The sequence below is a fragment of the Kitasatospora sp. NPDC017646 genome (assembly GCF_044329365.1).
GTDB lineage: Bacteria > Actinomycetota > Actinomycetes > Streptomycetales > Streptomycetaceae > Kitasatospora.
The window spans coordinates 26348-52589 of the sequence record NZ_JBIRJC010000013.1; the positions used below are offsets into that span (position 1 = coordinate 26348).

Annotated in this window: 21 protein-coding genes; 10 read left to right on the forward strand and 11 right to left on the reverse strand. The window is 70.9% G+C overall.

Features of this window, described 5'->3' with window-relative positions; genetic code table 11:
- Positions 1–78 precede the first annotated feature (78 nt).
- A complete protein-coding gene (locus ACH4J0_RS21255) occupies positions 79–1413 on the forward strand; it encodes an MFS transporter (RefSeq protein WP_396242097.1) in 1335 nt (444 codons plus the stop codon).
- Positions 1414–1749: 336 nt separating this feature from the next.
- On the opposite strand, the gene ACH4J0_RS21260 is transcribed toward ACH4J0_RS21255, so the two are convergent.
- The 8 genes from ACH4J0_RS21260 to ACH4J0_RS21295 form a co-directional block, all read right to left on the reverse strand.
- The gene (locus tag ACH4J0_RS21260; RefSeq protein ID WP_396242098.1) at positions 1750–3027 is read right to left on the reverse strand and encodes a thymidine phosphorylase; all 1278 of its coding nucleotides are present in this window, start codon (positions 3025–3027) and stop codon (positions 1750–1752) included.
- 117 nt (positions 3028–3144) lie between these two features.
- The gene (locus ACH4J0_RS21265; RefSeq protein WP_396242099.1) at positions 3145–3537 is read right to left on the reverse strand and encodes a cytidine deaminase; all 393 of its coding nucleotides are present in this window, start codon (positions 3535–3537) and stop codon (positions 3145–3147) included.
- Complete coding sequence (locus tag ACH4J0_RS21270; protein ID WP_396242100.1) at positions 3534–4799, reverse strand: ABC transporter permease; 1266 nt, start codon at positions 4797–4799, stop codon at positions 3534–3536. Before ACH4J0_RS21270 ends, ACH4J0_RS21265 begins: the two co-directional genes overlap by 4 nt.
- Complete coding sequence (locus ACH4J0_RS21275; protein WP_396242101.1) at positions 4796–5950, reverse strand: ABC transporter permease; 1155 nt, start codon at positions 5948–5950, stop codon at positions 4796–4798. The genes ACH4J0_RS21270 and ACH4J0_RS21275 overlap by 4 nt, the downstream gene beginning before the upstream one ends.
- Positions 5951–5953: 3 nt before the next feature.
- Positions 5954–7534 carry an ABC transporter ATP-binding protein gene (locus tag ACH4J0_RS21280; protein WP_396242102.1) on the reverse strand — a complete coding sequence of 527 codons (1581 nt, stop codon included), beginning with the start codon at positions 7532–7534 and terminating at the stop codon, positions 5954–5956.
- Between the two features lie 295 nt (positions 7535–7829).
- Entirely contained in the window at positions 7830–8888 is a 1059-nt protein-coding gene (locus ACH4J0_RS21285) for a BMP family protein (protein WP_396242103.1), read from the reverse strand.
- A 255-nt stretch (positions 8889–9143) separates the two neighbouring features.
- The gene (locus tag ACH4J0_RS21290) at positions 9144–10397 is read right to left on the reverse strand and encodes an amidohydrolase (protein WP_396242104.1); all 1254 of its coding nucleotides are present in this window, start codon (positions 10395–10397) and stop codon (positions 9144–9146) included.
- 229 nt (positions 10398–10626) lie between these two features.
- On the reverse strand, positions 10627–12225 hold the full coding sequence (locus ACH4J0_RS21295) for a methylmalonyl-CoA mutase (protein WP_396242105.1): 1599 nt from the start codon (positions 12223–12225) through the stop codon (positions 10627–10629).
- 185 nt (positions 12226–12410) lie between these two features.
- Between ACH4J0_RS21295 and ACH4J0_RS21300 the strand changes: the two genes are divergently transcribed.
- The 7 genes from ACH4J0_RS21300 (at position 12411) to ACH4J0_RS21330 (ending at position 18666) form a co-directional block, all read left to right on the forward strand.
- Positions 12411–13166, forward strand: coding sequence for an SDR family oxidoreductase (locus tag ACH4J0_RS21300; RefSeq protein WP_396242106.1), 756 nt, complete (start codon positions 12411–12413; stop codon positions 13164–13166).
- Between the two features lie 680 nt (positions 13167–13846).
- Positions 13847–14143, forward strand: coding sequence for an alpha/beta hydrolase (locus ACH4J0_RS21305; protein ID WP_396242107.1), 297 nt, complete (start codon positions 13847–13849; stop codon positions 14141–14143).
- 292 nt (positions 14144–14435) lie between these two features.
- Entirely contained in the window at positions 14436–14921 is a 486-nt protein-coding gene (locus ACH4J0_RS21310; protein WP_396242108.1) for a 2-oxo-4-hydroxy-4-carboxy-5-ureidoimidazoline decarboxylase, read from the forward strand.
- A gap of 298 nt (positions 14922–15219) precedes the next feature.
- Complete coding sequence (sdhC, locus tag ACH4J0_RS21315) at positions 15220–15600, forward strand: succinate dehydrogenase, cytochrome b556 subunit (protein ID WP_033332398.1); 381 nt, start codon at positions 15220–15222, stop codon at positions 15598–15600.
- A gap of 7 nt (positions 15601–15607) precedes the next feature.
- Complete coding sequence (gene sdhD / locus ACH4J0_RS21320; RefSeq protein ID WP_396242109.1) at positions 15608–16099, forward strand: succinate dehydrogenase, hydrophobic membrane anchor protein; 492 nt, start codon at positions 15608–15610, stop codon at positions 16097–16099.
- Positions 16100–16150: 51 nt separating this feature from the next.
- Positions 16151–17893 (forward strand): succinate dehydrogenase flavoprotein subunit, encoded by a 1743-nt coding sequence (gene sdhA, locus ACH4J0_RS21325; RefSeq protein ID WP_396242110.1) that lies wholly within the window; start codon positions 16151–16153, stop codon positions 17891–17893.
- A complete protein-coding gene (locus tag ACH4J0_RS21330) occupies positions 17893–18666 on the forward strand; it encodes a succinate dehydrogenase iron-sulfur subunit (protein ID WP_396242111.1) in 774 nt (257 codons plus the stop codon). The genes sdhA and ACH4J0_RS21330 overlap by 1 nt, the downstream gene beginning before the upstream one ends.
- Positions 18667–18752: 86 nt before the next feature.
- On the opposite strand, the gene ACH4J0_RS21335 is transcribed toward ACH4J0_RS21330, so the two are convergent.
- Complete coding sequence (locus tag ACH4J0_RS21335) at positions 18753–19010, reverse strand: SCO4848 family membrane protein (protein WP_396242112.1); 258 nt, start codon at positions 19008–19010, stop codon at positions 18753–18755.
- 140 nt (positions 19011–19150) lie between these two features.
- Between ACH4J0_RS21335 and ACH4J0_RS21340 the strand changes: the two genes are divergently transcribed.
- Positions 19151–20368 (forward strand): D-alanyl-D-alanine carboxypeptidase family protein, encoded by a 1218-nt coding sequence (locus ACH4J0_RS21340; RefSeq protein WP_396242113.1) that lies wholly within the window; start codon positions 19151–19153, stop codon positions 20366–20368.
- 45 nt (positions 20369–20413) lie between these two features.
- Here the strand turns inward: ACH4J0_RS21340 and ACH4J0_RS21345 are convergent, their stop codons facing one another.
- Complete coding sequence (locus ACH4J0_RS21345) at positions 20414–21319, reverse strand: YihY/virulence factor BrkB family protein (RefSeq protein ID WP_396242114.1); 906 nt, start codon at positions 21317–21319, stop codon at positions 20414–20416.
- Positions 21320–21385: 66 nt separating this feature from the next.
- Complete coding sequence (locus ACH4J0_RS21350; protein WP_396242115.1) at positions 21386–22384, reverse strand: glycosyltransferase family 2 protein; 999 nt, start codon at positions 22382–22384, stop codon at positions 21386–21388.
- A gap of 133 nt (positions 22385–22517) precedes the next feature.
- Here ACH4J0_RS21350 and ACH4J0_RS21355 point away from each other — a divergent pair, with 133 nt between their 5' ends.
- Positions 22518–26090, forward strand: coding sequence for a CDP-glycerol glycerophosphotransferase family protein (locus tag ACH4J0_RS21355; protein WP_396242116.1), 3573 nt, complete (start codon positions 22518–22520; stop codon positions 26088–26090).
- Positions 26091–26242 lie beyond the last annotated feature (152 nt).

Sequence of the window (26242 nt, forward strand, 5' to 3'; positions counted from 1 at the left end):
GACTCATACGCCAGTGCATCGATCATCCACTCTTCATGCATTGGACGCATCAACCGCGCCGGGCCTACCGTCGACGACATGCAGCCCTCCGATACCAGGGCATCCGCGCCCGCCCCGGATGCCTCCACCGCCCGCACCCCCGGCACCTCCGGCACCCCGGCCCTCGGCCACGACGACCGGCACCGCCCCGGCCAGCGCGACTTCCGCCGCGCCAACCTCGCTCTCTTCGCCGCCGGCATCGCGACCTTCGTCCTGCTCTACTCCACCCAGGGCCTGCTGCCGGTCCTCTCGGCCGACCTCGACCTCACCCCCGGCCAGGCCAGCTGGACGGCCTCCGCCGCCACCCTCGGCCTCGCCCTCGGGCTGCTCCCCGCCAGCGCGCTGTCCGACCGCTACGGCCGCACTGCGGTGATGACGGCCTCCACCCTCGCCGCCTCCGCCCTGGCCGTCGCCCTGCCCTTCGCGCCCGACCTCACCACCCTCGTCGCGCTGCGCGTCATCCAGGGCGCCGCGCTCGCCGGCCTGCCCGCCACCGCGATGGCCTACCTCGCCGAGGAGGTCCACCCCAGCGCGCTGGCCTCCGCGATGGGCCTGTACGTGGCCGGCAACAGCATCGGCGGCATGGGCGGCCGACTGCTCTCCGGCTGGACCGCCGCGGCCCTCGGCTGGCGCTGGGGCCTGGCCGCCTCCGCCGCCCTCGCCCTGCTCGCCGCGCTCGCCTTCCGGCTGCTGATCCCCGCCGCCCGACACTTCACCCCGGCCCCGGTGGACGCCCGCGCCCTCGCCCGTACGGTCGGCCGGCACCTGCGCAACCCGCTGCTGGTGCGGCTGTACGCGCTCGGGATGCTGTTCATGGCGGTGTTCGGCGCCGTCTACAACACCGTCGGCTACCGCCTGATCGCCGCCCCGTTCCACCTGCCGGAGTCGATCGCCGCCTCGATCTTCGTGGTCTACCTGGTCGGCACCGGCACCTCCGCTGCGGCCGGGCGCCTCACCGCCCGCCTCGGCCGCCGCGGCGCCCTCTACGTCGCCATCGGCGTCACCGCCGCCGGCCTGCTGCTCTCGCTCGCCGACTCACTGCTCTGCGCCCTGCTCGGCCTGGTCCTGATCACCGCCGGATTCTTCGCCGGCCACGCCACCGCCTCCGCCGCCGTCGGCCGCACCGCCACCGAGGGCCGCGCCCAGGCCTCCGCGCTCTACCTGATCGCCTACTACCTCGGCAACAGCCTCGGCGGCACCGTCGGCGCCGACGCCTACCACTCCACCGGCTGGCCCGGCGCCGCCACCGTCGGCCTCACCGCCATGGCGCTGGCCGCCGGGGTGACGCTCTACGCCACCCACCAGGCGCACACCACGAGGCGAGCGGTCGCTCGCGGACGCTTGACAGTGGACGCCGATACGCTCCGGACATGAGCATCGATCCTGCCGTGTACACCAGGCTGCTCGGGATCGCGGATCAGCTGCCGAGGGTGCCGGGGACAGGGAAGATCGAGATCGCCGACGGTCAGATCGTCATGACGATGTCGCCGGTGAAGCGCCACGAGCTCGCCGTGCTGCGCATCGCCCGACAGCTCAACGCCCAGCTGCCGTCCCCGCACCGGCACCGGCATCGTGCATTCCGAACTGGGCTACGAGTCCCGCGAGAAGTTCGTCTTCGGCGACAAGATCGCCGTCGGCCCCTGGACCATCGACACCAGCGGTCTGCTCACGTACGCCTGATCCGGCGTACGTGAGCAGACCTCAGGCCCCTCAGGCGATGCGGTCCAGCACGATCGGGTTCGGGGTGAACTCCGTGCCCGCCGGGGCGACGGTGATGCCGCCCGCCAGCGCCTCGATGGCGTAGTCGTAGCGCTCCGGGGTGTCGGTGTGGAGGGTCAGCAGGGGCTGGCCGGCCACCACGGTGTCACCGGGCTTGGCGTGCATCTCGACGCCGGCGCCGGCCTGGACCGGGTCCTCCTTGCGGGCGCGGCCGGCGCCCAGGCGCCAGGCGCAGACGCCGATGGCGTAGGCGTCCAGCTCGGTGAGCACGCCGGAGGCGGGCGCGGGGATGACGTGCTGCTCACGGGCGACCGGGAGCGGGGCGTCGACGTCGCCGCCCTGGGCGGCGATCATGCGGCGCCAGTGGTCCATCGCGGAGCCGTCGCGGAGGGCGTCGGCCGGGTCCTTGCCGTGCACGCCGGCCGCGGCGAGCATCTCGCGCGCGAGCGCGAGGGTGAGCTCGACGACGTCGGCCGGGCCGCCGCCGGCCAGGACCTCGACGGACTCGCAGACCTCCAGCGCGTTGCCCGCGGTGAGGCCGAGCGGGGTGGACATGTCGGTGAGCAGGGCGACGGTGTTGACCCCGGCGGTGGTGCCCAGGCCCACCATCGTGCGGGCGAGCTCGCGGGCGTCGTCGAGGTTCTTCATGAAGGCGCCGGAGCCGACCTTGACGTCCAGCACGAGTGCGCCGGTGCCCTCGGCGATCTTCTTGGACATGATCGAGGAGGCGATCAGCGGGATGGCCTCGACGGTGCCGGTGACGTCGCGCAGCGCGTACAGCTTCTTGTCGGCGGGCGCGAGGCCGTCGCCGGCCGCGCAGATGACCGCGCCCGCGTCGCGCAGCACGTCCATCATCTCGTCGTTGGACAGCAGGGCGCGCCAGCCGGGGATGGACTCCAGCTTGTCCAGGGTGCCGCCGGTGTGGCCCAGACCGCGGCCGGACAGCTGCGGAACGGCGGCGCCGCAGGCGGCGACCAGCGGGGCGAGCGGGAGGGTGATCTTGTCGCCGACGCCGCCGGTGGAGTGCTTGTCGCTGGTGGGCAGCGGCAGCGAGGAGAAGTCCATCCGGACGCCCGAGCGGATCATCGCCTCGGTCCAGCGGCTGATCTCGTGCGGCTTCATGCCGTTCAGCAGGATCGCCATGGCCAGCGCGGACATCTGCTCGTCGGCGACCTCGCCGCGGGTGTAGGCGTCGATGACCCAGTCGATCTGAGCGTCGCTCAGCTCTCCGCGGTCGCGCTTGGTCCTGATGACGGAGATGGCGTCCATGCGTGCTCCAAGAGGGGTTCAGATGCGTCAAACATATGCGGCAAATGCGAAGAGTGCCGCGAGATGACCGGGTTCCGGCCCACTCGCGACACTCTACGCGCGTAACAGAAAGAGAGGCTAGAGCCGCTCCGGCCCGAACGCGTCGGGCAGGACCTCGCTCATCGGTTTCACCCCGGAGGCCAGCTCTATCAGCAGCCCGGGGCCGCCGTGCTCGTACAGCAGCTGGCGGCAGCGCCCGCACGGCATCAGCAGTTCGCCCGCGCCGTCGACGCAGGTGAAGGCGACCAGCCGGCCGCCGCCGGAGGCGTGCAGCGCGGACACCAGCCCGCACTCGGCGCACAGCCCGAGCCCGTACGAGGCGTTCTCCACGTTGCAGCCGCTGACCAGCCGGCCGTCGTCCACCAGCGCCGCCGCGCCGACCGGGAACTTGCTGTACGGGGCGTACGCGTGGCTCATCGCCTCGCGCGCCGCCTCGCGCAGCCGCGCCCAGTCGATCACGGGGGCCGTCACTTGCCCTGGCCCTTGCGGTAGATCTGGCCGTCGGCCTTGGGCATCCGCAGTCGCTGCGACGCCAGCGAGAGCACCACCAGGGTGATCACGTACGGCGTGGCGACGATCAGCGGACGCTGCACCTCGTCGGTCAGCGCGTACCAGGCGCCCAGGCCGCCGGCCACCACGAGGGAGATCACCGTCGCGGTGAACTTGCGGCGGTACAGCTGCCACAGGGCGAGCAGCGCCATCGCGATCGCGACGATCAGGATCAGCACGTGGACCGACTCCGGGTCGCGCAGCTGGAGGCTGTCGGTGAAGCCGAACAGGCCGGCGCCCATGGCGAGACCGCCGGGCATCCAGTTGCCGAAGATCATCGCCGCGAGGCCGATGAAGCCGCGGCCCAGGGTCTGGCCGTCCTTGTAGAAGTGCGCGGCGACCAGCGAGAGGTACGCGCCGCCGAGGCCCGCGAAGGCGCCGGAGGCGATGACCGCCATGTACTTGTACTTGTAGACGTTGACGCCCAGCGACTCGGCCGCGGTCGGGTTCTCACCGCAGGAGCGCAGCCGCAGGCCGAAGACCGTGCGCCAGAGCAGGAAGTAGCTGACCACGATCAGCACGGCGGCCAGCACCACGACCACCGAGAGGTTGGTGACCAGGCCGCCGAGCACGCCGGCGATGTCGGAGACCAGGAACCAGTGGTGGTTCTCGATGGTCTTCAGGCCCGAGGACAGCCCCGGAACGGTGATGTACGGCAGCGGATCCGCCGGCGGGGACTGGTTCGCCCCGGCACCGGCCGAGATGTAGTCCCTGTAGTAGATCCGGTTGACGTACGCGCAGATGCCGGGGATCAGCAGGTTGATGCCGACGCCGGAGACGATGTGGTCGACGCCGAAGGTGACGGTGATGATCGCGTGCAGCAGACCGCCGAGCGCACCGCCGAGCATGCCGGCCAGCAGACCGACCCACGGGTTGACCAGGTAACCGGCCCAGGCGCCGCAGAAGGTGCCGGCGACCATCATGCCTTCGAGGCCGATGTTGACCACGCCGGCCCGCTCGGACCAGAGACCGCCCAGACCGGCCATGCCGATCGGCACGGCGGAGCCGAGCGCCGCGGTGACCTGACCGGAGGAGGTCAGCGAGTGGTTGCCGGTGGCCATGCCCACGGCGGCGAACAGGACCAGGGCGCCCGCGATCAGGAGCAGGACGACCGGCCAGGACAGCTTGTGCTTCTTCGCGGGTGCGCCCGACGCCTTCGGACGAGCAGCAGTCGCCGTACTCATGCGGACACCTCCTTCTTCTCAGTGGCCGCGGCCTGGGCGGCGAGCTGGGCGCCGACCTTCTGCTGCTGGCGCTTCAGGCCGTAGCGGCGCACCAGCTCGTACGCGACGACGACGCAGATGACGATGGTGCCCTGCATGACCGCGACGATCTCGAACGGGAAGCCGCCCTGCAGCGGCAGCTGCGAGCCGGTGGAGTCCAGGAACGCGAACAGCAGCGCGGCGAAGGCCATCCCGATCGGGCTGTTCCGGCCGAGCAGGGCGATCGCGATGCCCAGGAAGCCGAGGCCGCTCTGGAAGCTCTGCCCGTAGTAGTACGAGTTCTGCAGCAGCTCGGGCAGGCCGATCAGACCGGCGATCGCGCCGGAGACCACCATCGAGATGACGACCATCTTCTTGACGTTCACACCGGACGCGGTCGCGGCGGACTCCGAGCGGCCGGTGGCGCGCAGGTCGAAGCCGAAGCGGGTGCGGGTCAGGGTGAACTGGAAGAGCACACCGACCAGGGCGGCGACGAAGATGAAGCCCCAGAGGTCGCCACCGGCGGTGGGAATGCTGAAGAAGTGGCTGGAGTCCGAGACCGGGTCGGTCTGGATCGAGTTGCTGGTGCTGCTGGCCTCGGGCGCGAAGACGCCGGGGACGAGCAGCAGACCGACGATCGCGACCGAGATCGAGTTCAGCATGATGGTCGAGATGACCTCGCTGACCCCGCGGTAGACCTTCAGCAGACCGGCGATGCTCGCGTACAGACCGCCGACCAGCATGGCGGTGATCAGCAGCAGCGGGATCTGGATGAACGACGGCAGGTTGACCTGGGCACCGACGAAGGCCGCGAACAGCGCCGCGATCCGGTACTGGCCCTCGACGCCGATGTTGAACAGGTTCATCCGGAACCCGAACGCGGCGGCCGCGGCGGCCAGGTAGTAGGTGGTGGCCCGGTTGAGGATCAGCACCTGGCCGTCCGACTTGGTGGCGAACGTGATCATCACGTTCCACGCGTCGAACGGGTTCTTGCCCGAGGTCGCCAGCAGGACGGAGCAGATCGCGACGGACAGCACGACCGCGAGCACCGGCGCGGCCAGTGCGAGCACGATCCGCTCACCGCTGATCCGCTGCGCGAAGCTGCGCTTGGCGGCGGGGTTGGGACTGGTCATGGGTTACTCCCCCGCCTGCGGCTTGTCGGCGGTGTCGGTGTGCGGGTGCTCGGCCTCGGCCTCGGTGCCCTCCGCGGCGACGGCCTGCGCCTCGGCGACGACCTCCGGCTCGGACTCCAGGTGGCCGGCGGCGGCACCGGTCATCGCGGTGCCGAGGTCCTCGGCGGTGACGGTGGCCGGGTCGGCGTCGGCGACCAGGCGGCCGCGGTAGATGACCCGGATGGTGTCGGAGAGGCCGATCAGCTCGTCCAGGTCGGCCGAGATCAGCAGGACGGCCAGACCCTCGCGCTGGGCGGACCGGATGTGCTCCCAGATCTGGGACTGCGCGCCGACGTCCACGCCGCGGGTCGGGTGGGCGGCGATCAGCAGCTTGGGCTGGTGGCTCATCTCGCGGCCGATGATCAGCTTCTGCTGGTTGCCGCCGGAGAGCGAGGCCGCGGTGACCTCGATGCCGGGGGTGCGGACGTCGTACTCCCGGACGATCCGCAGGGTGTCCTCGCGGGCCGCGGCGGGCTTGAGCAGCAGACCGCCGGAGTTGGGCTCCTCGGTGACGTGGCCGAGGATCCGGTTCTCCCAGAGCGGGGCCTCCAGCAGCAGGCCGTGCTTGTGGCGGTCCTCGGGGATGTAGCCGATGCCGGCCTCGCGGCGGGCCCGGGTCTGGGTGCCGGAGAGGTCCTTGCCGTCCAGGGTGACGGTGCCGCCGTCCAGCGGCAGCATGCCCATGATGGCCTCGACCAGTTCGGCCTGACCGTTGCCCTCGACACCGGCGATGCCGAGGATCTCGCCCTTGTGGATGCGCAGCGAGATGTCGTCCAGGACGACGCGTTCGATGCCCTCGGCGTCGGTCTTGGCGATCCGCAGGTTCTCGACCTTGAGCATCTCGGCCGTGGTGACGGTCGACTCGCGGCTCTCCGGGGAGGGCAGCTCGGCGCCGACCATCATCTCGGCCAGCTGCCGGGCGGTGACCGCCTTCGGGTCGGCGTCGCCGACCGTGGTGCCGCGCCGGATGACGCTGATCGCGTCGGCCACCGCCAGCACCTCGTGCAGCTTGTGCGAGATGAAGATGACCGTGACGCCCTCGGACTTGAGCTCGCGCAGGTTGTCGAACAGCGCGTCGACCTCCTGCGGGACGAGCACGGCCGTGGGCTCGTCGAGGATCAGGATCTTGGCGCCGCGGTACAGCACCTTGAGGATCTCGACGCGCTGGCGGTCGGCGACGCCGAGGTCCTCGACCAGGGCGTCCGGGCGCACGCCCAGGCCGTACTGGTCGGAGAGCTCCTTGATCTTCGCCTTCGCCTTGGCACCGATGCCGTGGAGCTTCTCGCCGCCGAGGACGACGTTCTCCAGCACGGTGAGGTTGTCGGCGAGCATGAAGTGCTGGTGCACCATGCCGATGCCGCGGGCGATGGCGTCGCCGGGGGTGTGGAACTCGCACTGCTCGCCGTTGATCGCGATGGTGCCCTCGTCCGGCCGTTGCATGCCGTAGAGGATCTTCATCAGCGTCGACTTGCCGGCGCCGTTCTCGCCCATCAGGGCGTGCACGGTGCCGGTGCGGACGGTGAGGTTGATGTCGTGGTTGGCCACGACGCCGGGGAAGCGCTTGGTGATGCCGCGCAGTTCGACGGCCGCTGTCGCCGTCCCCGCGCTGGGGGTGCCGTCCTTGCGCAGGGGGACGGGGTCTGATGCGGTGATGGCGATCTCCTGGTGGTCTGGAGGCGCGTCGTTGCGCTCGGAGGGCCAAAGGGGGGAAACGGGGGGACGGAACGGGGCCCGGGGGTACGCGTTGAGCGCACCCTGCCGGGCCCCTCCCGTGAACTGTGTCGATCGTCGCGCTACCGGGCAGGCGGCAGGCGCAGGTCGCGTCCGAGACGCGCGGACCTCAGGAGGTCGGCGCGGTCGGGATGGTGGTGGCGCCGCTGGTGATGGCGTCGCTGGCGGCCTTCAGCTTGTCCTGGATGTCGTCGATCTTGCCGCCGGTGGTGGCGAGCGAGACACCGTTGGCCTTCAGGTCGAAGAGCTTGATGCCGGAGAACGGCGAGCCCTTCTTGACCGAGTCGATGTACGCGTAGACCGCGTTGTCGACGTTCTTGACCATCGAGGTCAGGATGCTGCCCTTGAACTTCGCCAGGGCCGGCTGGCTGGCCTGGTCGGAGTCGACGCCGATGGCGTACTTGCCCGCGTTGGCGACGGCCTCGATGGCGCCGTTGCCGGAGGAGCCGGCGGCGGAGTAGATGACGTCCGCGCCCTTGTCGAGCTGGCCCTGCGCGGCCTCCTTGCCCTTGTCGGGCGAGTTGAAGCCGGAGAAGTCCGGGGGCGTGGTGAGGTAGGTCGTCTCGATCTGGATGTTCGGGTCGACGGACTTGGCGCCCGCCTTGTAACCGGCCTCGAACTTCTTGATCAGCTCGGACTGCACACCACCGATGAAACCGATGTGGTGGGCCTTCGACTTGTTGGCCGCGGCGACACCGGCGAGGTACGAACCCTCCTGCTCGGCGAAGAGCAGCGAGGTGACGTTGGACGGCTGGTCCTTGTCGTTCGAGTCGATGATCGCGAACTTGACGTTCGGGTTGTCCTTCGCGACCTTGTCGACCGCCTGCTGGTACACGAACCCGACGGCGACGATGGTCTTGTAGCCACCGTCGATCAGGTTCTTGAGGCGGGTCTCCTTGTCGGCCTCGGCCTCACCGGTCTTGGCCTCGGCCTCGGTGACGTTGACGCCCAGGTCGGCCTTGGCCTTGTCCAGACCACGCGCGGCGGAGTCGTTGAAGGACTGGTCGCCACGGCCGCCGATGTCGTAGGCCATACCGACCTTGAGGGCGTCGGAGGACGAGCCGGAGGAGGCGTTGGTGTCAGTGCTCTTTGCGCCGCAAGCGGCGAGCGAGGCCATGCCCAGGGAACCCGAGAGCACAACCGCGGCGAGCTTCATTGAACGGCGCAAGGGAGTATCTCCTTCTCACACGCACCCGTTTAGCGTGGTCGGACGCCACCGTAACGCGCGTAGAACACGGTTGTGTTACGGGCTGCCAGAGCATTCGGGTTGTTATCAAACCGTGGTCTGAAGGCCCGCCGAAGGCTCTTTTCCCGTGCGCGGACGGTGATCCGAGTCTTGGTCCGGCCCAGTTTACGGAACCTTTCCGGAACTCCGGATCTCGACAACCAGGCCACGGGCCGGCCACCCACCCCCGCCGAACGGTCAGGCCCGGTCGTCCTCCAGGGCCAGCGCCGAGAACAGCTCCACACCCACGCCGATCGCCCGCTCGTCCACGTCGAACCGGCCCTGGTGCAGGTCACGGACGGTGGCCTCGCCGGGAGCGCGGACGCCGAGGCGGGCCAGCGCGCCCGGGGCGTGCTCCAGGTACCAGGAGAAGTCCTCGCCACCCAGGCTCTGTTCGGTGCCCTCGACCACCTCGGCGCCGTCCTGACCGAACCGGGCGGTCATCGCCGCCTCCAGTTGCGCGACCGAGACCGCCTCGTTGACCACCGGTGGCACCCCGCGGTGGTAGTCCAGCGTCCACTTGGCCCGGTAGGTCTCGGCGAGCTTGGCGATCAGCTCGTGCAGCAGGTCCGGCGCCTCGCGCCAGCCGGCCAGCTCCAGGCAGCGGACGGTGCCCTCCAGTTCGGCGTGCTGCGGGATGACGTTGGCCGCGGAGCCGGAGGCGATCCGGCCCCAGGCCAGGCTGACGCCCCAGCGCGGGTCCATCCGGCGGGCCAGCGCGCCCGGGAGGTCGGCGGCCATCCGGGCGATCGCGGTCACCAGGTCGGTGGTCAGGTGCGGGCGGGCGGTGTGCCCGCCGGGGCCGTCCAGGTGCAGCACCAGCCGGTCGCAGGCCGAAGTGATCGCGCCGACCCGCAGGGCGATCCGGCCGACCTCCACCTTCGGGTCGCAGTGCACCGCGAAGATCCGGCCGACGCCGTCCATCCCGCCCGCCTTGATGACGTCCAGCGCGCCGCCCGGCATGACCTCCTCGGCCGGCTGGAACACCAGCCGGACCGGGCGGCGCAGCTCACCGCCGCGGACGGCCTCGGCCAGCAGCAGGCCGGTTCCGAGCACCACGGAGGTGTGCACGTCGTGGCCACAGGCGTGGGCCCGGCCGGGGACGGTCGAGCGGTACGGGACGTCGGTCTTGGCGTCGTCGATCGGCAGCGCGTCGATGTCGGCGCGGAAGGCCAGGAACCCGGTGCCCGGGGCGGTGCCGGGGGGCACGACGTCGACCAGCAGACCGGTGCCGCCGGGGAGCACCCGCGGCTCCAGGCCCGCCGCCACCAGCCGGTCGCGCAGCAGGTTGGTGGTGCGGAACTCCTGGCGCCCCAGCTCCGGGTGCCGGTGCAGGTCACGGCGGAAGGCGATCAGCTCGGGCTCCAGCCTCCGGACCCGGGCGCGCAGATCGGCGGCAGGTCGTGCGACGGCGAGGGTGGTGCCCGGCTGAGCGGGCTCAGGACGGTTCATCTCCCCAAGACTAGGCCCGTTGGGGGGTTTTGGCCCGACTTCCGGAAAACTAGTCCCCGGATGGGCGCATACCGGTCGGACAGATGGGTATGACATCTCGTTTCAGCCGCCTTCCCCGGATTGCTTGCCCTGTGCAACGACCCCCCGGGCCGGTGGTCACGGTCGCTCCGGGTCCGTCGGTCGCCGACGGCCGCCGGCGACCGACGGCCCCCGGGAGTCCCGGAACCGGTCAGAAGCGCTCCACCGGGGTGTACGTGCCCCACACCCCTCGCAGCGCGTCGCAGACCTCGCCGACGGTGGCCCGGGCGGCCAGCGCCTCCTTCATCGGGTACAGCACGTTCTCCGGGCCCTCCGCGGTGCGGCGCAGCGCGTCCAGCGCCCGGGTGACGGCGGTCGAGGAGCGGTCCGCCCGCAGCCGGGCCAACCGCTCGGTCTGCTGCCGCTCGATCGCCGGATCCACCCGCAACGGCTGGTACGGCTCCTCCTCGTCCAACCGGAAGCGGTTGACGCCGACCACCGTGCGCTCGCCGGAGTCGGTCTCCTGCTGGAGGCGGTAGGCGGTGCGCTCGATCTCGCCCTTCTGGAAGCCCCGCTCGATCGCGGCCACCGCGCCGCCCTGCTCCTCGACCCGGGCCATCAGCGCCAGCACGGCGGTCTCCACGGCATCGGTCAACGACTCGACCGCGTACGAGCCGGCGAAGGGGTCGACGGTGGCGGTCACGTCGGTCTCGTGGGCGAGCACCTGCTGGGTGCGCAGGGCGAGCCGGGCGGCCTTCTCGGTGGGCAGTGCGATCGCCTCGTCGAAGCTGTTGGTGTGCAGCGACTGGGTGCCGCCGAGCACCGCGGCGAGCGCCTGCACCGAGACCCGGACCAGGTTCACCTCGGGCTGCTGGGCGGTCAGCTGCACCCCGGCGGTCTGGGTGTGGAAGCGCAGCATCTGCGAGCGGGGGTCCTTCGCACCGAACTCCTCCCGCATGATCCGGGCCCAGATCCGCCGGGCGGCGCGGAACTTGGCGACCTCCTCCAGGAGCGTGGTGCGGGCCACGAAGAAGAAGGAGAGCCGGGGCGCGAAGTCGTCCACGGCCATCCCGGCGGCGAGCGCGGTCCGGACGTAGGCGATGCCGTTGGCCAGGGTGAAGGCGATCTCCTGGGCGGGATCGGCCCCGGCCTCGGCCATGTGGTAACCGGAGATCGAGATGGTGTTCCAGCGCGGGATCTCGGCCCGGCAGTAGCGGAACACGTCGGCGGCCAGCCGCAGCGAGGGCTGCGGCGGGAAGATGTACGTGCCGCGGGCGATGTACTCCTTCAGGACGTCGTTCTGCACCGTGCCGGTGAGCGCCGAGGGCGCCACCCCCTGGGCCTCGCCGACCAGTTGGTAGAGCAGCAGGAGCAGGGCGGCGGGCGCGTTGATGGTCATCGAGGTGGACACCTCGCCGAGCGGGATGCCGTCGAAGAGCACCGCCATGTCCTCGACGCCGTCCACGGCCACGCCCACCTTGCCGACCTCCCCGGCGGCGAGCGGTGCGTCCGAGTCGTAGCCCATCTGGGTGGGCAGGTCGAAGGCCACCGAGAGGCCCGTCCCGCCGCCCGCGATCAGCTGGCGGTAGCGGGCGTTGGACTCGGCGGCGGTGCCGAAGCCGGCGTACTGGCGCATCGTCCACGGTCGGCCGGTGTACATCGTCGGGTAGACGCCCCGGGTGTACGGGTACTCCCCCGGCCGGCCCAGCCGGGTGTCCGGGTCCCAGCCGGCCAGCGCCTCGGGGCCGTACAGGGGATCGATCGGACAGCCTGATTCCGAAAGGCGGGCTGACTCGGCGGGGCGCGGCATCGGTCCTCCACGGGGCGCGGGGTCGGTTGTCCCAACCTAGGGGCCGACCGGGCGTAAGGGGCGCCGCAGGCCGAAGGGCGCGCCGGTGTCGAAAGGAAGGGGCGGAGGAGCGCCCGGAAGCGAGAGGACGCGGAGGCGGTTGAGATGATCGGGTGAGACGACCGGATAAGCCCCAGGGAGTGGCAATGACCGAGCAGAAGGTGGCCGTGGTCACCGGTGCCAGCAGCGGAATCGGGGCGGCGACCGCCCGCCGGCTGGCCGACGAGGGCTTTGAGGTGGTGCTGACCGCCCGCCGCACCGAGCGGATCGAGGCACTGGCCAAGGAGATCGGCGAGCGCGGCGGTTCGGCCAGGGCGATCACCCTGGACGTCACCGACCGGGCCGCCGTGGACGCCTTCGCGGCCGAGGTCGGCCGGGTGGACGTCCTGGTGAACAACGCGGGCGGCGCGATCGGCGCGGAGAGCGTCGAGCACGGCGACCCGGCCGACTGGCGGGCCATGTACGAGGTGAACGTCCTCGGTGTGCTGCACGTGACCCAGGCGCTGCTGCCCGCCCTGCGCGCCACCGGCGACGGCACGGTGCTGGTGCTCTCCTCGACCGCCGCACTCGCCGCGTACGAGGGCGGCGGCGGGTACGTCGCGGCCAAGCACGCCGCGCACACCATCGCGGCCACGCTGCGGCTGGAGCTGTGCGGGGAGCCGATCCGGGTGATCGAGATCGCCCCCGGCATGGTGAAGTCGGAGGGCTTCGCGATCACCCGCTTCCGCGGCGACGAGGACAAGGCCGCCGCGGTGTACTCGGGCGTGGCCGAGCCGCTGACCTCGGAGGACATCGCGGACACCGTGGCGTGGGCGGTCACCCGGCCCGCGCACGTCAACATCGACCTGCTGGTGGTCCGCCCGCGGGCGCAGGCCGCCAACCACAAGGTGCACCGGGGCTGATCCGGAGCCCGTCGCGGCGGAGCGGCCCGGCACCCTCGATCGAACACGCGTCGTGCACGAGTGGTGCACACGTGCGATGACGATCTTCCGGGCCGCCCGCCCACGGGTTCTGCTGACCGCCGTGGCGGCGGGTACCCTGCTGCTCACCTCCGCCTGCGACGACCCGGCCACGACGGCTCAGGACAAGGCCTCCGGCACCACCGCCCCCTCCGCCGCGAGCCCCATCGCCGCCCCGACCCCGACCCCGAGGCCCAAGGGCGAGGCCGACCCGGCCCTCAAGCCGTTCTACGGCCAGCAGATCACCTGGGCGGGCTGCCCGACCGACCCCAAGGCCGAACAGGCGAAGATCGACGTCTCCGGCATGCGGTGCGGCAAGCTGCACGTCCCGCTCGACTACGCCGACCCCGCCGCCGACGCGATCGACATCGCGCTGATCAAGTACCCCGCGACCGCCGGGGACCAGCGGATCGGCTCGCTGATGGTCAACCCCGGCGGCCCCGGCGCCTCCGGCGTCGAGATGGTCAAGGACGGCGCCAAGGACTTCGACGGCACCCTGCACACCCGCTTCGACGTGATCGGCTTCGACCCGCGCGGCACCGGCGACAGCTCCCCCGTGGTCTGCTACGACGACAAGCAGCTCGACGCCGTCAACCAGACGGACGCCCCGGACGGACAACACGGTGGACGACTACACGGAGCCCGGCTGCGCCTACTGGCCGTTCAAGACCCAGGAGAAGCCGCACACCATCCGGGCCGAGGGCGCCGCCCCGATCCTGGTGGTCGGCACCACCGGGGACCCGGCCACCCCGTACTCCTCGGCCGAGAAGCTGGCCAAGGGCTTCGCCAAGGCCACCCCGCTCACCCGGGTCGGCGAGGGCCACGGGGCCTTCGGCAAGGGCAGCGCCTGCATCGACCTGGCCATGGACGCGCACCTGACCGACGGCACCATGCCGGCCGAGGGCACCCGCTGCGGCTGAGCCGCGGGCGGCGGCGTAGCGGACGGAGGCGGGAAGGGCGATGACGCGCAGGTGTCAACGTCACAACTTGATAGCTCGTCCGGATGAATTCCGCGCGCGCACTCCCCAACTGATGAGCGCTCAACTACCTTTGAGAAGCTGCCAGAACGGCTTCGAACGCCCCTCCGCAGCCCCCGCACCTCACCGCCCCACCACCCCACCGGCCCCTTCCCGCCCTCACGAGGAGGACCCGCTGGCCAGCGACATCCCGTCACAGCGGCCCGACGCCAGCACCGAGCCGACCCTCCTCGGGTTGCACCGCTTCAACGAAGCGGACGCCGGCGCCGCCGAGGAGGCCCTGTTGGCCTGCTGCGGCAGCCACCGCTGGGCCCTGCGGCTCACCGCACACCGCCCCTACCCCGACCTGGAGTCCCTGCTGGCCGCCGCCAGCGAGGCCTCGTACGACCTGCGCCCGGCCGACCTCGCCGAGGCCCTGGCCGACGAGAGCTGGATGCCGCAGCCGCTGCTCGGCATGCGCGCGCCGGGCAGCCAGGCGGCGCACACCGCGCTGCGGGCGGCCCACGCCGCGTACGAGGCCCGGTTCGGCCACGTCTTCGTGGTCTGCCTGGACGGCGTCGACCCGGAGGAGATGCTCGACACCGTGCTCTCCTCCATCCGCACCCGGCTGGCCAGCGACCCGGACGAGGAGCGGCTGATCGCGGCGGACGAGCTCCGGCGGATCGCCCTCACCCGACTGGAGCACCTGGTCGCCACCCATTCGGAGGCCGGGGCGCGCTGATCCCCGGCGCCCCCCGGTGCCGCCGGACGGCCCGTCCGTCCGGCGGCGTCCGCGTCGGACGGCACCGGCGGGCTCGATCCGCTGCCCCGGCGTGACGGATCCGTCACCCGTTGTGAGTACGCCGGGTTTGGTTCCCGCCCCACTAGGCCAGAAGTGCCTGATTGATCACACATAGGGGCCCCGGGGGCGGTTCCCGACAAGGCGTCGATAGGATGCTGGCGGCCGGTGGACCGTACCCGGCCGGGCTGACCGACACCGAAGCCGGCCGAGCCCCCAATCGCTTCCGGAGGGTTTTTCCGTGCCGGCTGGAACGCTGTACCGCGGCCGGGAAGGCATGTGGAGCTGGGTGGCTCATCGAGTCACCGGCGTCCTCATCTTCTTCTTCCTGTTCGCCCACGTCCTGGACACCGCCCTGGTGCGAGTGTCGCCGGAGTCCTACGACACCGTCATTCAGACGTACAAGACTCCGCTCGTGAACCTGATGGAGTACGGCCTGGTGGCCGCCATCCTGTTCCACGCGCTCAACGGCCTGCGCGTCGTCGCGGTGGACTTCTGGTCCAAGGGCCCGAAGTACCAGAAGCAGATGCTCTGGACCGTCGTCGGAGTCTGGGTCGTCCTGATGGCCGGCTCCTTCTACGGGATCCTGCAGCACACGCTGATCTCCTGGTTCGGGAAGTGAGCTGACCATGTCCACGGAAATCTCCGACGCGCTCGTCGTCCCCTCCAAGCAGGCGCACACCGGCAAGGGCCTCGGCACCGGCAACCCGGCCGACGCCTTCGTCATCGAGCCGCCGCGCAAGCGGACCGGGAAGACCCCGCGCCGCACCCGCACCAACTTCGAGATGCTGGCCTGGCTCTTCATGCGCCTGTCCGGCATCGTCCTGGTCGCCCTGATCCTCGGTCACCTGATCATCATGCTGATCCTGGACGGGGGCGTCTCCAAGATCGGCTTCGCCTTCGTGGCCGGCCGCTGGGCCTCGCCGTTCTGGCAGGGCTGGGACCTCCTCATGCTCTGGCTCGCCATGCTCCACGGCGCCAACGGCATGCGCCAGGTCATCAACGACTACGCCGAGAAGGACTCGACCCGGCTCTGGCTCAAGGGGCTCATGGGTACCGCCACGGTCTTCACCGTGCTGCTCGGCACCCTGGTGATCTTCACCTTCGACCCCAACATCTGAGCCGCGAGCACCATCGACCATCGGCAGAGGCCAGAGGCGAGTTAACCCCCCATGCAGATTCACCAGTACGACACCGTCATCGTCGGCGCCGGCGGCGCCGGCATGCGCGCGGCCATCGAGTCGACGCAGCGCAGCCGCACCGCCGTCCTGACCAAGCTCTACCCGACCCGGTCCCACACCGGCGCGGCCCAGGGCGGCATGTGCGCCGCCCTGGCGAACGTCGAGGAGGACAACTGGGAGTGGCACACCTTCGACACGGTCAAGGGTGGTGACTACCTGGTCGACCAGGACGCCGCCGAGATCATGTGCAAGGAGGCCATCGACGCCGTCCTCGACCTGGAGAAGATGGGCCTGCCCTTCTCCCGCACCGAGCAGGGCCGGATCGACCAGCGCCGCTTCGGCGGCCACTCCCGCAACCACGGCGAGGCCCCGGTCCGCCGCTCGTGCTACGCGGCCGACCGCACCGGCCACATGATCCTCCAGACGCTGTTCCAGAACTGCGTCAAGCACGGCGTCGAGTTCTTCAACGAGTTCTACGTCCTCGACCTGCTGCTCAACGAGGGCAAGACGGCCGGCGTCGTCGCCTACGAGCTGGCCACCGGCGAGATCCACGTCTTCCAGGCCAAGTCCGTCGTGTTCGCCTCCGGCGGCACCGGCAAGATGTTCAAGGTCTCCTCGAACGCGCACACCCTCACCGGTGACGGCCAGGCCGTGGCCTACCGCCGCGGCCTGCCGCTGGAGGACATGGAGTTCTTCCAGTTCCACCCGACGGGCATCTGGCGCATGGGCATCCTGCTCACCGAGGGCGCCCGCGGCGAGGGCGGCATCCTGCGCAACAAGGACGGCGAGCGCTTCATGGAGCGCTACGCCCCGGTCATGAAGGACCTCGCGTCCCGTGACGTCTGCTCCCGCGCGATCTACACCGAGATCCGCGAGGGCCGCGGCTGCGGTCCGGACGGCGACCACGTCTACCTGGACCTGACCCACCTGCCGCCGGAGCAGCTGGACGCCAAGCTGCCGGACATCACCGAGTTCGCGCGCACCTACCTCGGCATCGAGCCCTACACGGACCCGATCCCGATCCAGCCCACCGCGCACTACGCCATGGGCGGCATCCCGACCAACGTCGAGGGTGAGGTCCTGCGCAACAACACCGACATCGTCCCGGGCCTGTACGCGGCCGGCGAGGTCGCCTGCGTGTCCGTGCACGGCGCCAACCGCCTGGGCACCAACTCCCTGCTGGACATCAACGTGTTCGGCCGTCGCGCGGGCATCGCCGCCGCCGACTACGCCAACGCGAACGAGTTCGTCCCGCTGCCGGAGAACCCGGAAGCGCTGGTCCAGGGCATGGTCGAGCAGCTGCGCGAGTCGACCGGCACCGAGTCCGTGGGGCAGATCCGCAAGGAGCTGCAGGAGACCATGGACGCCAACGCGATGGTGTACCGCACGGGAGACACCCTGAAGCAGGCCGTCGAGGACATCGCCGCACTGCGGGAGCGCTTCAAGCACGTCTCCATCCAGGACAAGGGCTTCCGCTACAACACGGACCTCCTGGAGGCCATCGAGCTGGGCAACCTGCTCGACCTGGCCGAGGTGCTGGCCGTCTCCGCGCTGGCCCGCGAGGAGTCCCGCGGCGGCCACTACCGCGAGGACTTCCCGACCCGTGACGACGTGAAGTTCATGCAGCACACGATGGCGTACCAGGAGGTCGCCGCCGACGGCACCACCTCCATCCGCCTCGACTACAAGCCGGTCGTCACGACCCGCTACCAGCCGATGGAGCGTAAGTACTGATGAGCACTCCGACCGTGGAGAAGCACTCGGCGGCTCTGGACGCGGCCGAGGCCGGTGGCGTCCAGCTGATCACCGTCACCTTCCGGATCCGCCGGTTCAACCCGGAGGAGCACCCGGACCCGGTGTGGGTCGACTACCAGCTGACGCTGGACCCGAAGGAGCGCGTCCTGGACGCGCTCAACAAGATCAAGTGGGAGCAGGACGGCACCCTCACCTACCGCCGTTCCTGCGCGCACGGCATCTGCGGCTCCGACGCCATGCGGATCAACGGCCGCAACCGGCTGGCGTGCAAGACCCTGATCAAGGACGTCAACCCGGAGAAGCCGATCACGATCGAGGCCATCAAGGGCCTGACGGTCCTCAAGGACCTGGTCGTGGACATGGACCCGTTCTTCCAGGCGTACAAGGACGTCATGCCGTTCCTCATCACCAAGGGGAACGACCCGACGCGCGAGCGCCTGCAGTCCGCCGAGGACCGCGAGCGCTTCGACGACACCACCAAGTGCATCCTGTGCGCCGCGTGCACGTCGTCCTGCCCGGTGTTCTGGAACGACGGCCAGTACTTCGGCCCGGCCGCCATCGTCAACGCGCACCGCTTCATCTTCGACTCGCGCGACGAGGGTGCCGAGCAGCGCCTGGAGATCCTCAACGACCGCGAGGGCGTGTGGCGCTGCCGCACCACCTTCAACTGCTCGGAGGCCTGCCCGCGTGGCATCGAGGTCACCAAGGCGATCCAGGAAGTGAAGCGGGCGCTGGTCACCCGCCGCTTCTGATCCCGGCCTGAGGCAGGCCGAAGGCCCCCGTCCGATCCTCCGATCGGACGGGGGCCTTCGTCGTGGGGTCGGCGGGGACCGAGCGGTCAGTCCGTGGCCGGGCCGCGGCGGGTGGCGCGCACGCCACGGACGCCGACGGCGCCGACCGCGACGCCGAGGACGAAGGACGTGATCGCCAGCAGCAGGTGGATCCAGAAGAACGCGGTGGGCCGGGAGTGGTCACCGTCGACGAAGGCCTGGCCGCCGGAGTCCTTCCACAGGTTCTTGACGAAGGTCGTCCAGATGATGATCGACCAGACGCCGAAGGCGGTCAGGAACCAGGAGGTACGGCGGCTGAGCTTCATGGGGTGGTCCTCGGCGGGGTGTGAGGGCGGTGTGCCTCCCCAGTATGCGCGGCCGCCGATCGGCCCAAGGCGGGCCCCTCGTGCGGGCGACCGGTACGGTGTGGCGCACGCCGCAGCGCCGCAGTGGGTACGGTCAGCTCGTGCTCACATCCCGTCACACCCTCGCGCAGCTGTGCGCCGCGGTCGCCGCGGCCCTCCCGGTTCTGCTCGTCGCCCCGGCGGCGATCGCGGCCCCGCAGGTGCCGCCCCCGTCGACCGCGGTCGGCGGTGAGCGGCTCGGGCTCCCCGGGGTCCAGGTCAACCCGCTGGCTGGTGCCCCGGCCCTGCCGAGGGACCTCACCGGCCAGTCCTGGATAGTCTCCGACGCCGCCTCGGGGGAGGTCCTGGCGGCATACAACCCGCATCTGCGACTGCCTCCGGCGAGCACCCTGAAGATCCTCTTCGCGGACACCGTGCTGCCGAAGTTCGACCGCAACACGGTGCACCGGGTCGCCGACGAGGAGATCCAGAACATCGGCGCCGGCAGCAGCCTGGTCGGCATCAAGGAGAACCTGGACTACCGGGTCGAGGACCTGTGGCGGGGGGTGTTCCTGAGCTCGGGCAACGACGCCGTGCACGTCCTGTCGTTCATGAACGGCGGCATCCGGCGGACCGTCAACGAGATGCAGGCCCGGGCCGAGACCCTACAGGCCTGGGACACCAAGGTGATCTCCCCGGACGGCTACGACATGGACGGCCAGGTGTCCTCGGCCTACGACCTGTCGCTGTTCGCCCGCTCCGGCCTGCGCAACCCGGACTTCCGGACGTACTGCGCGACCCGGGAAGCGATGTTCCCGGGCGCCGTCGACAAGAACACCGGCCGGCGCGGCAGCTTCGGGATCGCCAACACCGACCGGCTGCTGGGCAAGTACCCCGGCCTGATCGGGGTGAAGAACGGCACCACCACCAACGCGGGCTCGACCTTCGTCGGCGCCGCCCAGCGGAACGGGCGCACCCTGCTGGTGACGGTGATGCACCCGGCCAGCTACCAGCGGGTGTACGACGAGACTGCCGAGCTGCTGGACTGGGGCTTCGCCGCGGCGGACAAGGTCAAGCCGGTCGGCCGGCTGGTCGACGAGGAGCCGACCGCCGACGCGGAGCCGACCGGTCAGGCGGGCGGCGGCACCGCCACCCCCGCCCCGCCGCCGCACGACTCCACCGCCGCGACCGGGCCGGCCGCCACGTCGGCCGGGGACGGCGGGCTCGGCCCGGTCGGCTGGTCGGCCGTGGCGGTCGGGACCGTGGTCGCGGCGGGCGCCGTGGTGCTCGTCCGGCGGCGGTCCTCGCGCCGCCGCCGCTGGGGCCACTTCGAGTGCTGATCCCCGGCCCGGAGGCGAGCACCCGCCCCGAGGCGAGCGGGCGAGTCACCACCCCTCGTCGGCTGCGGCCAGCAGTGCCCGGCCGTGCGCCCTGGTCCGCTCGCGGGCGGCCTCCGGGTCGGCGGTCGCCGTCCAGGCCACGCAGTACATCAGCAGGCGGCTGACGAAGTTGATCCACAGCAGCAGTGCCACCGGCGTGGCGAAGGCGCCGTACAGACTGCGCCCGGCGACCGAGCCGAGGTAGGACGCGAGCAGCAGCTTCAGCAGTTCGAAGCCGACCGCCCCGATCAACGCGCCGCGCACGAGGTCCCGGCGGCGCTGGCCGGTGATGCCGGGGAAGGGCGCCAGCAGGTAGGCGAAGAGCAGCATGTCGCACGCTATGGCGATCAGCACGCCGACCCCGGTCAGCAGGTAGCCGCTGTCGAGCCCGATCGCGCCGGCGATCCGCCCGGCGAGCGTGGTGCCCGTGGCCGAGGCGGCCAGCGAGAACAGCGACACCAGGCCGAGGCCGGCCAGCACCACGACGTCCCAGGCCTTGCGCAGCACCACGTTGCCCTCCTCCGCGGGCAGCTGCCAGAGGTCCCGGATCGAGGTGCGCATGGTGTCCACCCAGCCGAGGCCGGAGATCAGCAGCAGGGCCCCGCTGACCAGCCCGAGGGCGCCCGCGTTGGCCACCAGGGAGGGCAGGTCGAGCGCGTCCGACAGACCGGGCAGCTGGTCGGAGATGCGGTGCTGGAGGTCGTCCACCTGGCTGCCGTCCAGCGTCGCGACGGCGATCGCCAGGCCCACCGTGAGCAGCGGGAACAGGGCGAGGAAGCCGAAGAAGGTGACGGCCCCGGCCAGCCGGTTGCCACGGGCGGCGGTGAAGTACTCGTACACCCGGTACGGGCGGCTGCGCAGCACCCGGGCCACGAGCGGGCCCAGGACCGGAAGGCGGGTCAGGAAGTCCACCCGACCGGTTATACCGGTCCGTCCCCCGAACGGTCGTCAGGTCCCGGTCCGGCACTCCTGCCGGGCTCACCGGTTGACGAGCCGACGGGCCTTCGCGAGGGCCCGGACGGCCTGGTACGCCGCGTAGCGGCCGTGGCCGAGCAGTTCGGTGCGCACGCCGTCCACGCCGGCCGGCGGGCGGTAGCCGGCCGGACGCAGCCGGGCGCAGTGCGCGGCGGCGCGGCGGAAGTACTCGCGGCGGTCGCCGGGCGGGACCCGGCCGGGCTTGGCGACCACGGTGTTGAGGTGGTGCAGCATCTTCCCGAAGACGACCGGGCGCCAGGCGTCGAGGTCGGGGCGGCGGTCGAGGAAGGCGAACACCAGGTCGTACTGGCCGAACACGTCGAAGTGCTTGCGGCTGGCGGTGGCGAGGATGTTGCCGCCCTCCTGGCGCTGGCGGTAGTGCACGCCGACCCGGTCGAGCAGGGTGATGCTCGTGGCGGCGAGCAGCGCCGGGTACGTCCAGGGGGTGTCCTCGTAGTAGCCGGCCGGGAACTCCAGCCGCTGTTCGGCGATGAACCCGCGGCGGTAGGCCTTGTTCCAGACGACCTGGAGCAGGTCGAGCAAGTCGGGGCGGGCGGCGAGGTCGAAGACCTCCGGGGAGGCGGCGCCGAAGACGTGCCCTGCGGCGGCCCGGGTGATCCGGCCGTCGGCGTAGGTGCGGGCGTAGTCGTAGACCAGGACGTCCGGGTCGCCGGTGGCGGCGAGCCGCTCGTCGACGGCCTCCAGCAGGCCGGGGGTGAGGGTGTCGTCGCTGTCGAGGAAGACCACGTAGTCGCCGGTGGCGATCTCCAGGCCGGCGTTGCGGGCGCGGCCGAGGCCGACGTTCTCCGGCAGGTGGAGCACCCGGACCCGGGGATCGGCGGCGGCCGCCGCGTCCAGCACGGCGCCGCAGCCGTCCGGGGAGCGGTCGTCCACCGCGATCAGTTCGAACTCGGGTCCGCCCTGGCCGAGGACCGATTCGAGGCACTCGGCGAGGTAGTCCTGGACCTGGTACACGGGGACGATGACACTGAAGCGGGGCACGGAGCCAGCGTAGTCGGCCCCGGGAGGGACGAGCCCCGGAAGGTAGGATCGGGGCGCACGTACGCACCGATCCAAGTGCGGCCAGACCCCTCGCGGGCTGCCACGCTCCTCCCGAGAAAGGCCTGCGTAGCCGATGGCTCCCCGCCTCTCCATCGTCGTTCCGATCTACAACGTCGAGCGTTACCTCGTCGAATGCCTCGACTCGATCGCCGCCCAGACCTTCACGGACTTCGAGTGCGTCATGGTCGACGACGGTTCGAAGGACGACAGTGCGGCGCTCGCCGAGGCCTACGCGGCGAAGGACTCGCGGTTCCGGCTGGTCCGGCAGGTGAACAAGGGCCTCGGCGCGGCGCGCAACACCGGCATCCGGCACATCGACCCGGACTCCGAGTTCCTGTGCTTCGTGGACAGCGACGACTCGATGCCGCCGAGCGCGTACGAGCTGATGATCAACACGCTGGAGGAGACCGGCTCGGACTTCTGCACCGGCAACGTGCTGCGGTTCCGCGCGGTCGGCTACTACCAGTCCGGCGGGCACGCGAAGCCGTTCAAGGAGACCCGCCTCAAGACCCACATCACCGAGCTCCCGTCGCTGGTCACCGACCGCACCGCGTGGAACAAGGTGTACCGCCGCTCCTTCTTCGACGCCGCCGGCCTGTTCTACCCCGAGGGCATCCTGTACGAGGACGCGCCGGTCAGCGTGCCGCACCACTACCTCGCCAAGAGCGTGGACGTGCTCTCCGAGCCGATCTACCACTGGCGGGAGCGCGAGGTCGGCGAGATGTCGATCACCCAGATGCGCACCAACCCCAAGGGCCTGATCGACCGGGTCGCCTCGGTCGAGCTGGTCCGCGCCTGGCTGAAGAAGCAGACCGAGCCGCGCTTCGCCGAGTACCTGCACTCCTACGACGAGAACACCCTCGTCGAGGAGATCCCGATGTTCTTCTGGTCCGTCGTGGACGGCGACAAGGACTACCGGGACGCCTACGTCCAGCACGTCAGCCGGCTGCTCCGGTCGATCGGCCAGGAGCACGTCCGCAAGCTGCGCGCGCCGCTGCGGCTGAAGTACCACCTGACCCTGCAGAACCGGGTGGACGAGCTGGTCGAGCAGATCAAGTACGAGGGCGAGAGCGGTGGCGGCGTGCAGGCCCGCGGTCTGCTGCGGCCGTACGCCGACTACCCGTTCCTGCGCGGCGGGCGCAAGAGCGTGCCGTCCAACGTGCTCAAGCTGGACAACTCGCTGGTCATGCGCAGCCGGCTGTACGAGAGCGCCTGGGTGGGCGGGAAGCTGCGGCTGACCGGGCACGCGTACCCGGAGCAGCTGGGCGCGGCGAACAAGCACGACATGGTCCGCACCCTGGTGCTGCGCGAGGCCAAGGGCCGCCGGGTGATCGCGGTGCCGATGAAGACCCAGTACAGCCCCGAGGCCACCGCGAGCTGCAACCACGACCTGTACAGCTGCGACTGGTCGGGCTTCACCGTCTCCCTCGACCCGAAGAAGCTCAAGCACCGCGGTCAGTGGAAGGACGGCCACTGGCGCGTCCTGGTGGCCGGCGCGGGCAAGGGCGGCATCTACAAGGGCCGGATCTCGGCGGGCTGGAGCGACACGGCCGAGTCGATCCCGCTGCACTGGGTCGAGCCGGACGTGCGCATCGTGCCCTGGGTCCGGGACAACTTCGTCTACCTCCAGGTGGAGACCGTCAAGGCCCGGGTGACCGGCCTGGCCGCGCACGGCGACCGGGTGGAGGTCTCCGGCGCGGCCCGCTCCGGCGCGAGCTTCGCCGGCGCCCGGCTGCGGCTCACCCACGTCGAGTCGGACCGCGAGCTGACCTTCCCGGTGGAGCTGGGCTCGCCGGTCGGCGCGCTGCAGCCGTTCACCTCGTCCGTCGAGGTGGCCGAGCTGACCGCCGTCCGCGAGGCCTGGGCCGAGCTGGACCCGGTGGCCGCCGAACGCGTCCGCGACCGCTGGGACAGCGCGCTGCTGCTGGCCGACGGCACCGTGCTCCCGCTGGTCTGGGACGACCGCAACGCGCCCGAGCAGCTGCACCTGCCGCTGAACCCGCAGGCGCCGGCCGAGCAGCGCCGGGCGATCTACACCAAGCCCTCCCCGAGCGGCCACCTCCAGTTCTCCGACCAGCTGCTGCAGCCGGTGGTGGACGAGGTGTCGTCGCGCGGCGCCGACGGCTTCCTGCTGAGCGGCTCGTTCCCGCTGCCCGGTGCGCACCGCTGGGAACTGGTGGTCCGGCACCACTGGCGCGAGGAGGAGCACGTCTACCCGGTGGAGATCTCGGACGGCCGGTTCCGCACCGCGCTGCCCGCCGTGCCGACCGCCTCCTTCGCCGGTCAGGTCCCGCTCGCCCACGGCACCTGGCGGGTCTTCTTCCGTCCGGTCGGCGTGCCTGCCGGGGCGCTGCCCAACGGCTACGTGCAGATCGCCCCGGACTGCTTCGGCTCGCTGCCGGTGGAGGTGGAGTCCCGCGGCAAGCGGATCGCGCTGGAGCGCCGCCTGCACGACTGCCTCTCGCTGGAGTCGCACGCGGCGCTGCTGCCCGAGGAGCGGTCCGGCTACCGCCAGCGCCAGCTGCGCACCGTCGACTACCCGGCCGCCCGCCGGCTGCCCGTGCGCGACACGGTGCTGTACAACGCCGGGCACAACAGCGTCTACGCCGGCTCGCCGAAGGCGATCCACGAGGAGCTGGTCCGCCGCGGCCTGCCGCTGGAGCACCTCTGGGGCAGTGACGACATGCAGGCCGACCTGCCCCGCACCGCGCAGGCGCTGCGGCTCTGGAGCCCGGAGTGGTTCGAGGCGCTGGCGACCGCCAAGTACATCGTCACCAGCACCCACCTGCCCGACTTCTTCGTCCGCCGGCCCGGCCAGGTGGTCGTCCAGACCTGGCAGGGCAGCCCGCTGAAGCAGATCGGCTTCGACTTCGAGAAGGTCTGGTTCACCGACTCGAACTACCTCAAGAGCCTGACCCGCGAGGTCCCGAACTGGAGCCTGCTGGTGGCCGGCAACAGCTGGTCCGCCCCCGTCCTGCGGCGCGCCTTCGATTACCAGGGCGAGATCCTGGAGAGCGGTTCGCCCCGGAACGACCTGCTGTTCGCGGCCGACCGGGAGAAGACGGCCGAACAGGTCCGCGAGCGGCTCGGCCTGCCCGAGGGCAAGAAGGTCGTGCTGTACGCGCCGACCTGGCGCGAGGACCGGCGCCGGCCGAACGGCGGCTACCAGATCGACCTGCGGATCGACCTGGCGGCGGCCAGGGCCGCGCTCGGCGACGACCAGGTGCTGCTGGTGCGCCGGCACAACATGATGTGCGGTCAGATCCCGGGCGCCGGCAACGGCTACATCTGGGACGTCGGCAGCTACCCCGACATGGCGGAGCTGCTGCTGATCGCCGACGTGCTGGTCACGGACTACTCGTCGAGCGTCTTCGACTTCGCCGGCACCGGCAAGCCGATGCTCTTCTTCACCCACGACCTGGAGCACTACCGCGACAACCTGCGCGGTTTCAGCCTGAACTTCGAGGCCGAGGCGCCCGGCCCGCTGCTGGCCACCTCCGAGGACCTGGTCGACGCACTCGCCCGGCTGGACGAGATCGCGGCCGAGCACGCGAACAAGGCGGCCGCGTTCCGCGAGGCGTACTGCGACCTGGACGACGGCAAGGCCGCCGCCCGGGTGGTCGACGCGATGCTCCGCAAGGAGTAGTCAGGGGCCCGTGTCCGAGGCGTGGGGGGGGGGGGGGGCCGCGGGCCGCCGCGGCCCCACGGGATTAGAGCTGAAAAAAAGGGCCATATAATTCGTTTTTTGGGGCGAAAAAATTTTTATCAAATAAAATAAAAATAAATTAATAAAACAAA

Bases quoted from the DNA above. Each gene is read 5' to 3' on its own strand.
- ACH4J0_RS21255 (WP_396242097.1), top strand. From the start codon at position 79: ATGCAGCCCTCCGATACCAGGGCATCCGCGCCCGCCCCGGATGCCTCC.
- ACH4J0_RS21260 (WP_396242098.1), bottom strand. From the start codon at position 3,027: ATGGACGCCATCTCCGTCATCAGGACCAAGCGCGACCGCGGAGAGCTG.
- ACH4J0_RS21270 (WP_396242100.1), bottom strand. From the start codon at position 4,799: ATGAGTACGGCGACTGCTGCTCGTCCGAAGGCGTCGGGCGCACCCGCG.
- ACH4J0_RS21275 (WP_396242101.1), bottom strand. From the start codon at position 5,950: ATGACCAGTCCCAACCCCGCCGCCAAGCGCAGCTTCGCGCAGCGGATC.
- ACH4J0_RS21290 (WP_396242104.1), bottom strand. From the start codon at position 10,397: ATGAACCGTCCTGAGCCCGCTCAGCCGGGCACCACCCTCGCCGTCGCA.
- ACH4J0_RS21295 (WP_396242105.1), bottom strand. From the start codon at position 12,225: ATGCCGCGCCCCGCCGAGTCAGCCCGCCTTTCGGAATCAGGCTGTCCG.
- ACH4J0_RS21300 (WP_396242106.1), top strand. From the start codon at position 12,411: ATGACCGAGCAGAAGGTGGCCGTGGTCACCGGTGCCAGCAGCGGAATC.
- sdhD (WP_396242109.1), top strand. From the start codon at position 15,608: ATGTCCACGGAAATCTCCGACGCGCTCGTCGTCCCCTCCAAGCAGGCG.
- sdhA (WP_396242110.1), top strand. From the start codon at position 16,151: ATGCAGATTCACCAGTACGACACCGTCATCGTCGGCGCCGGCGGCGCC.
- ACH4J0_RS21330 (WP_396242111.1), top strand. From the start codon at position 17,893: ATGAGCACTCCGACCGTGGAGAAGCACTCGGCGGCTCTGGACGCGGCC.
- ACH4J0_RS21335 (WP_396242112.1), bottom strand. From the start codon at position 19,010: ATGAAGCTCAGCCGCCGTACCTCCTGGTTCCTGACCGCCTTCGGCGTC.
- ACH4J0_RS21355 (WP_396242116.1), top strand. From the start codon at position 22,518: ATGGCTCCCCGCCTCTCCATCGTCGTTCCGATCTACAACGTCGAGCGT.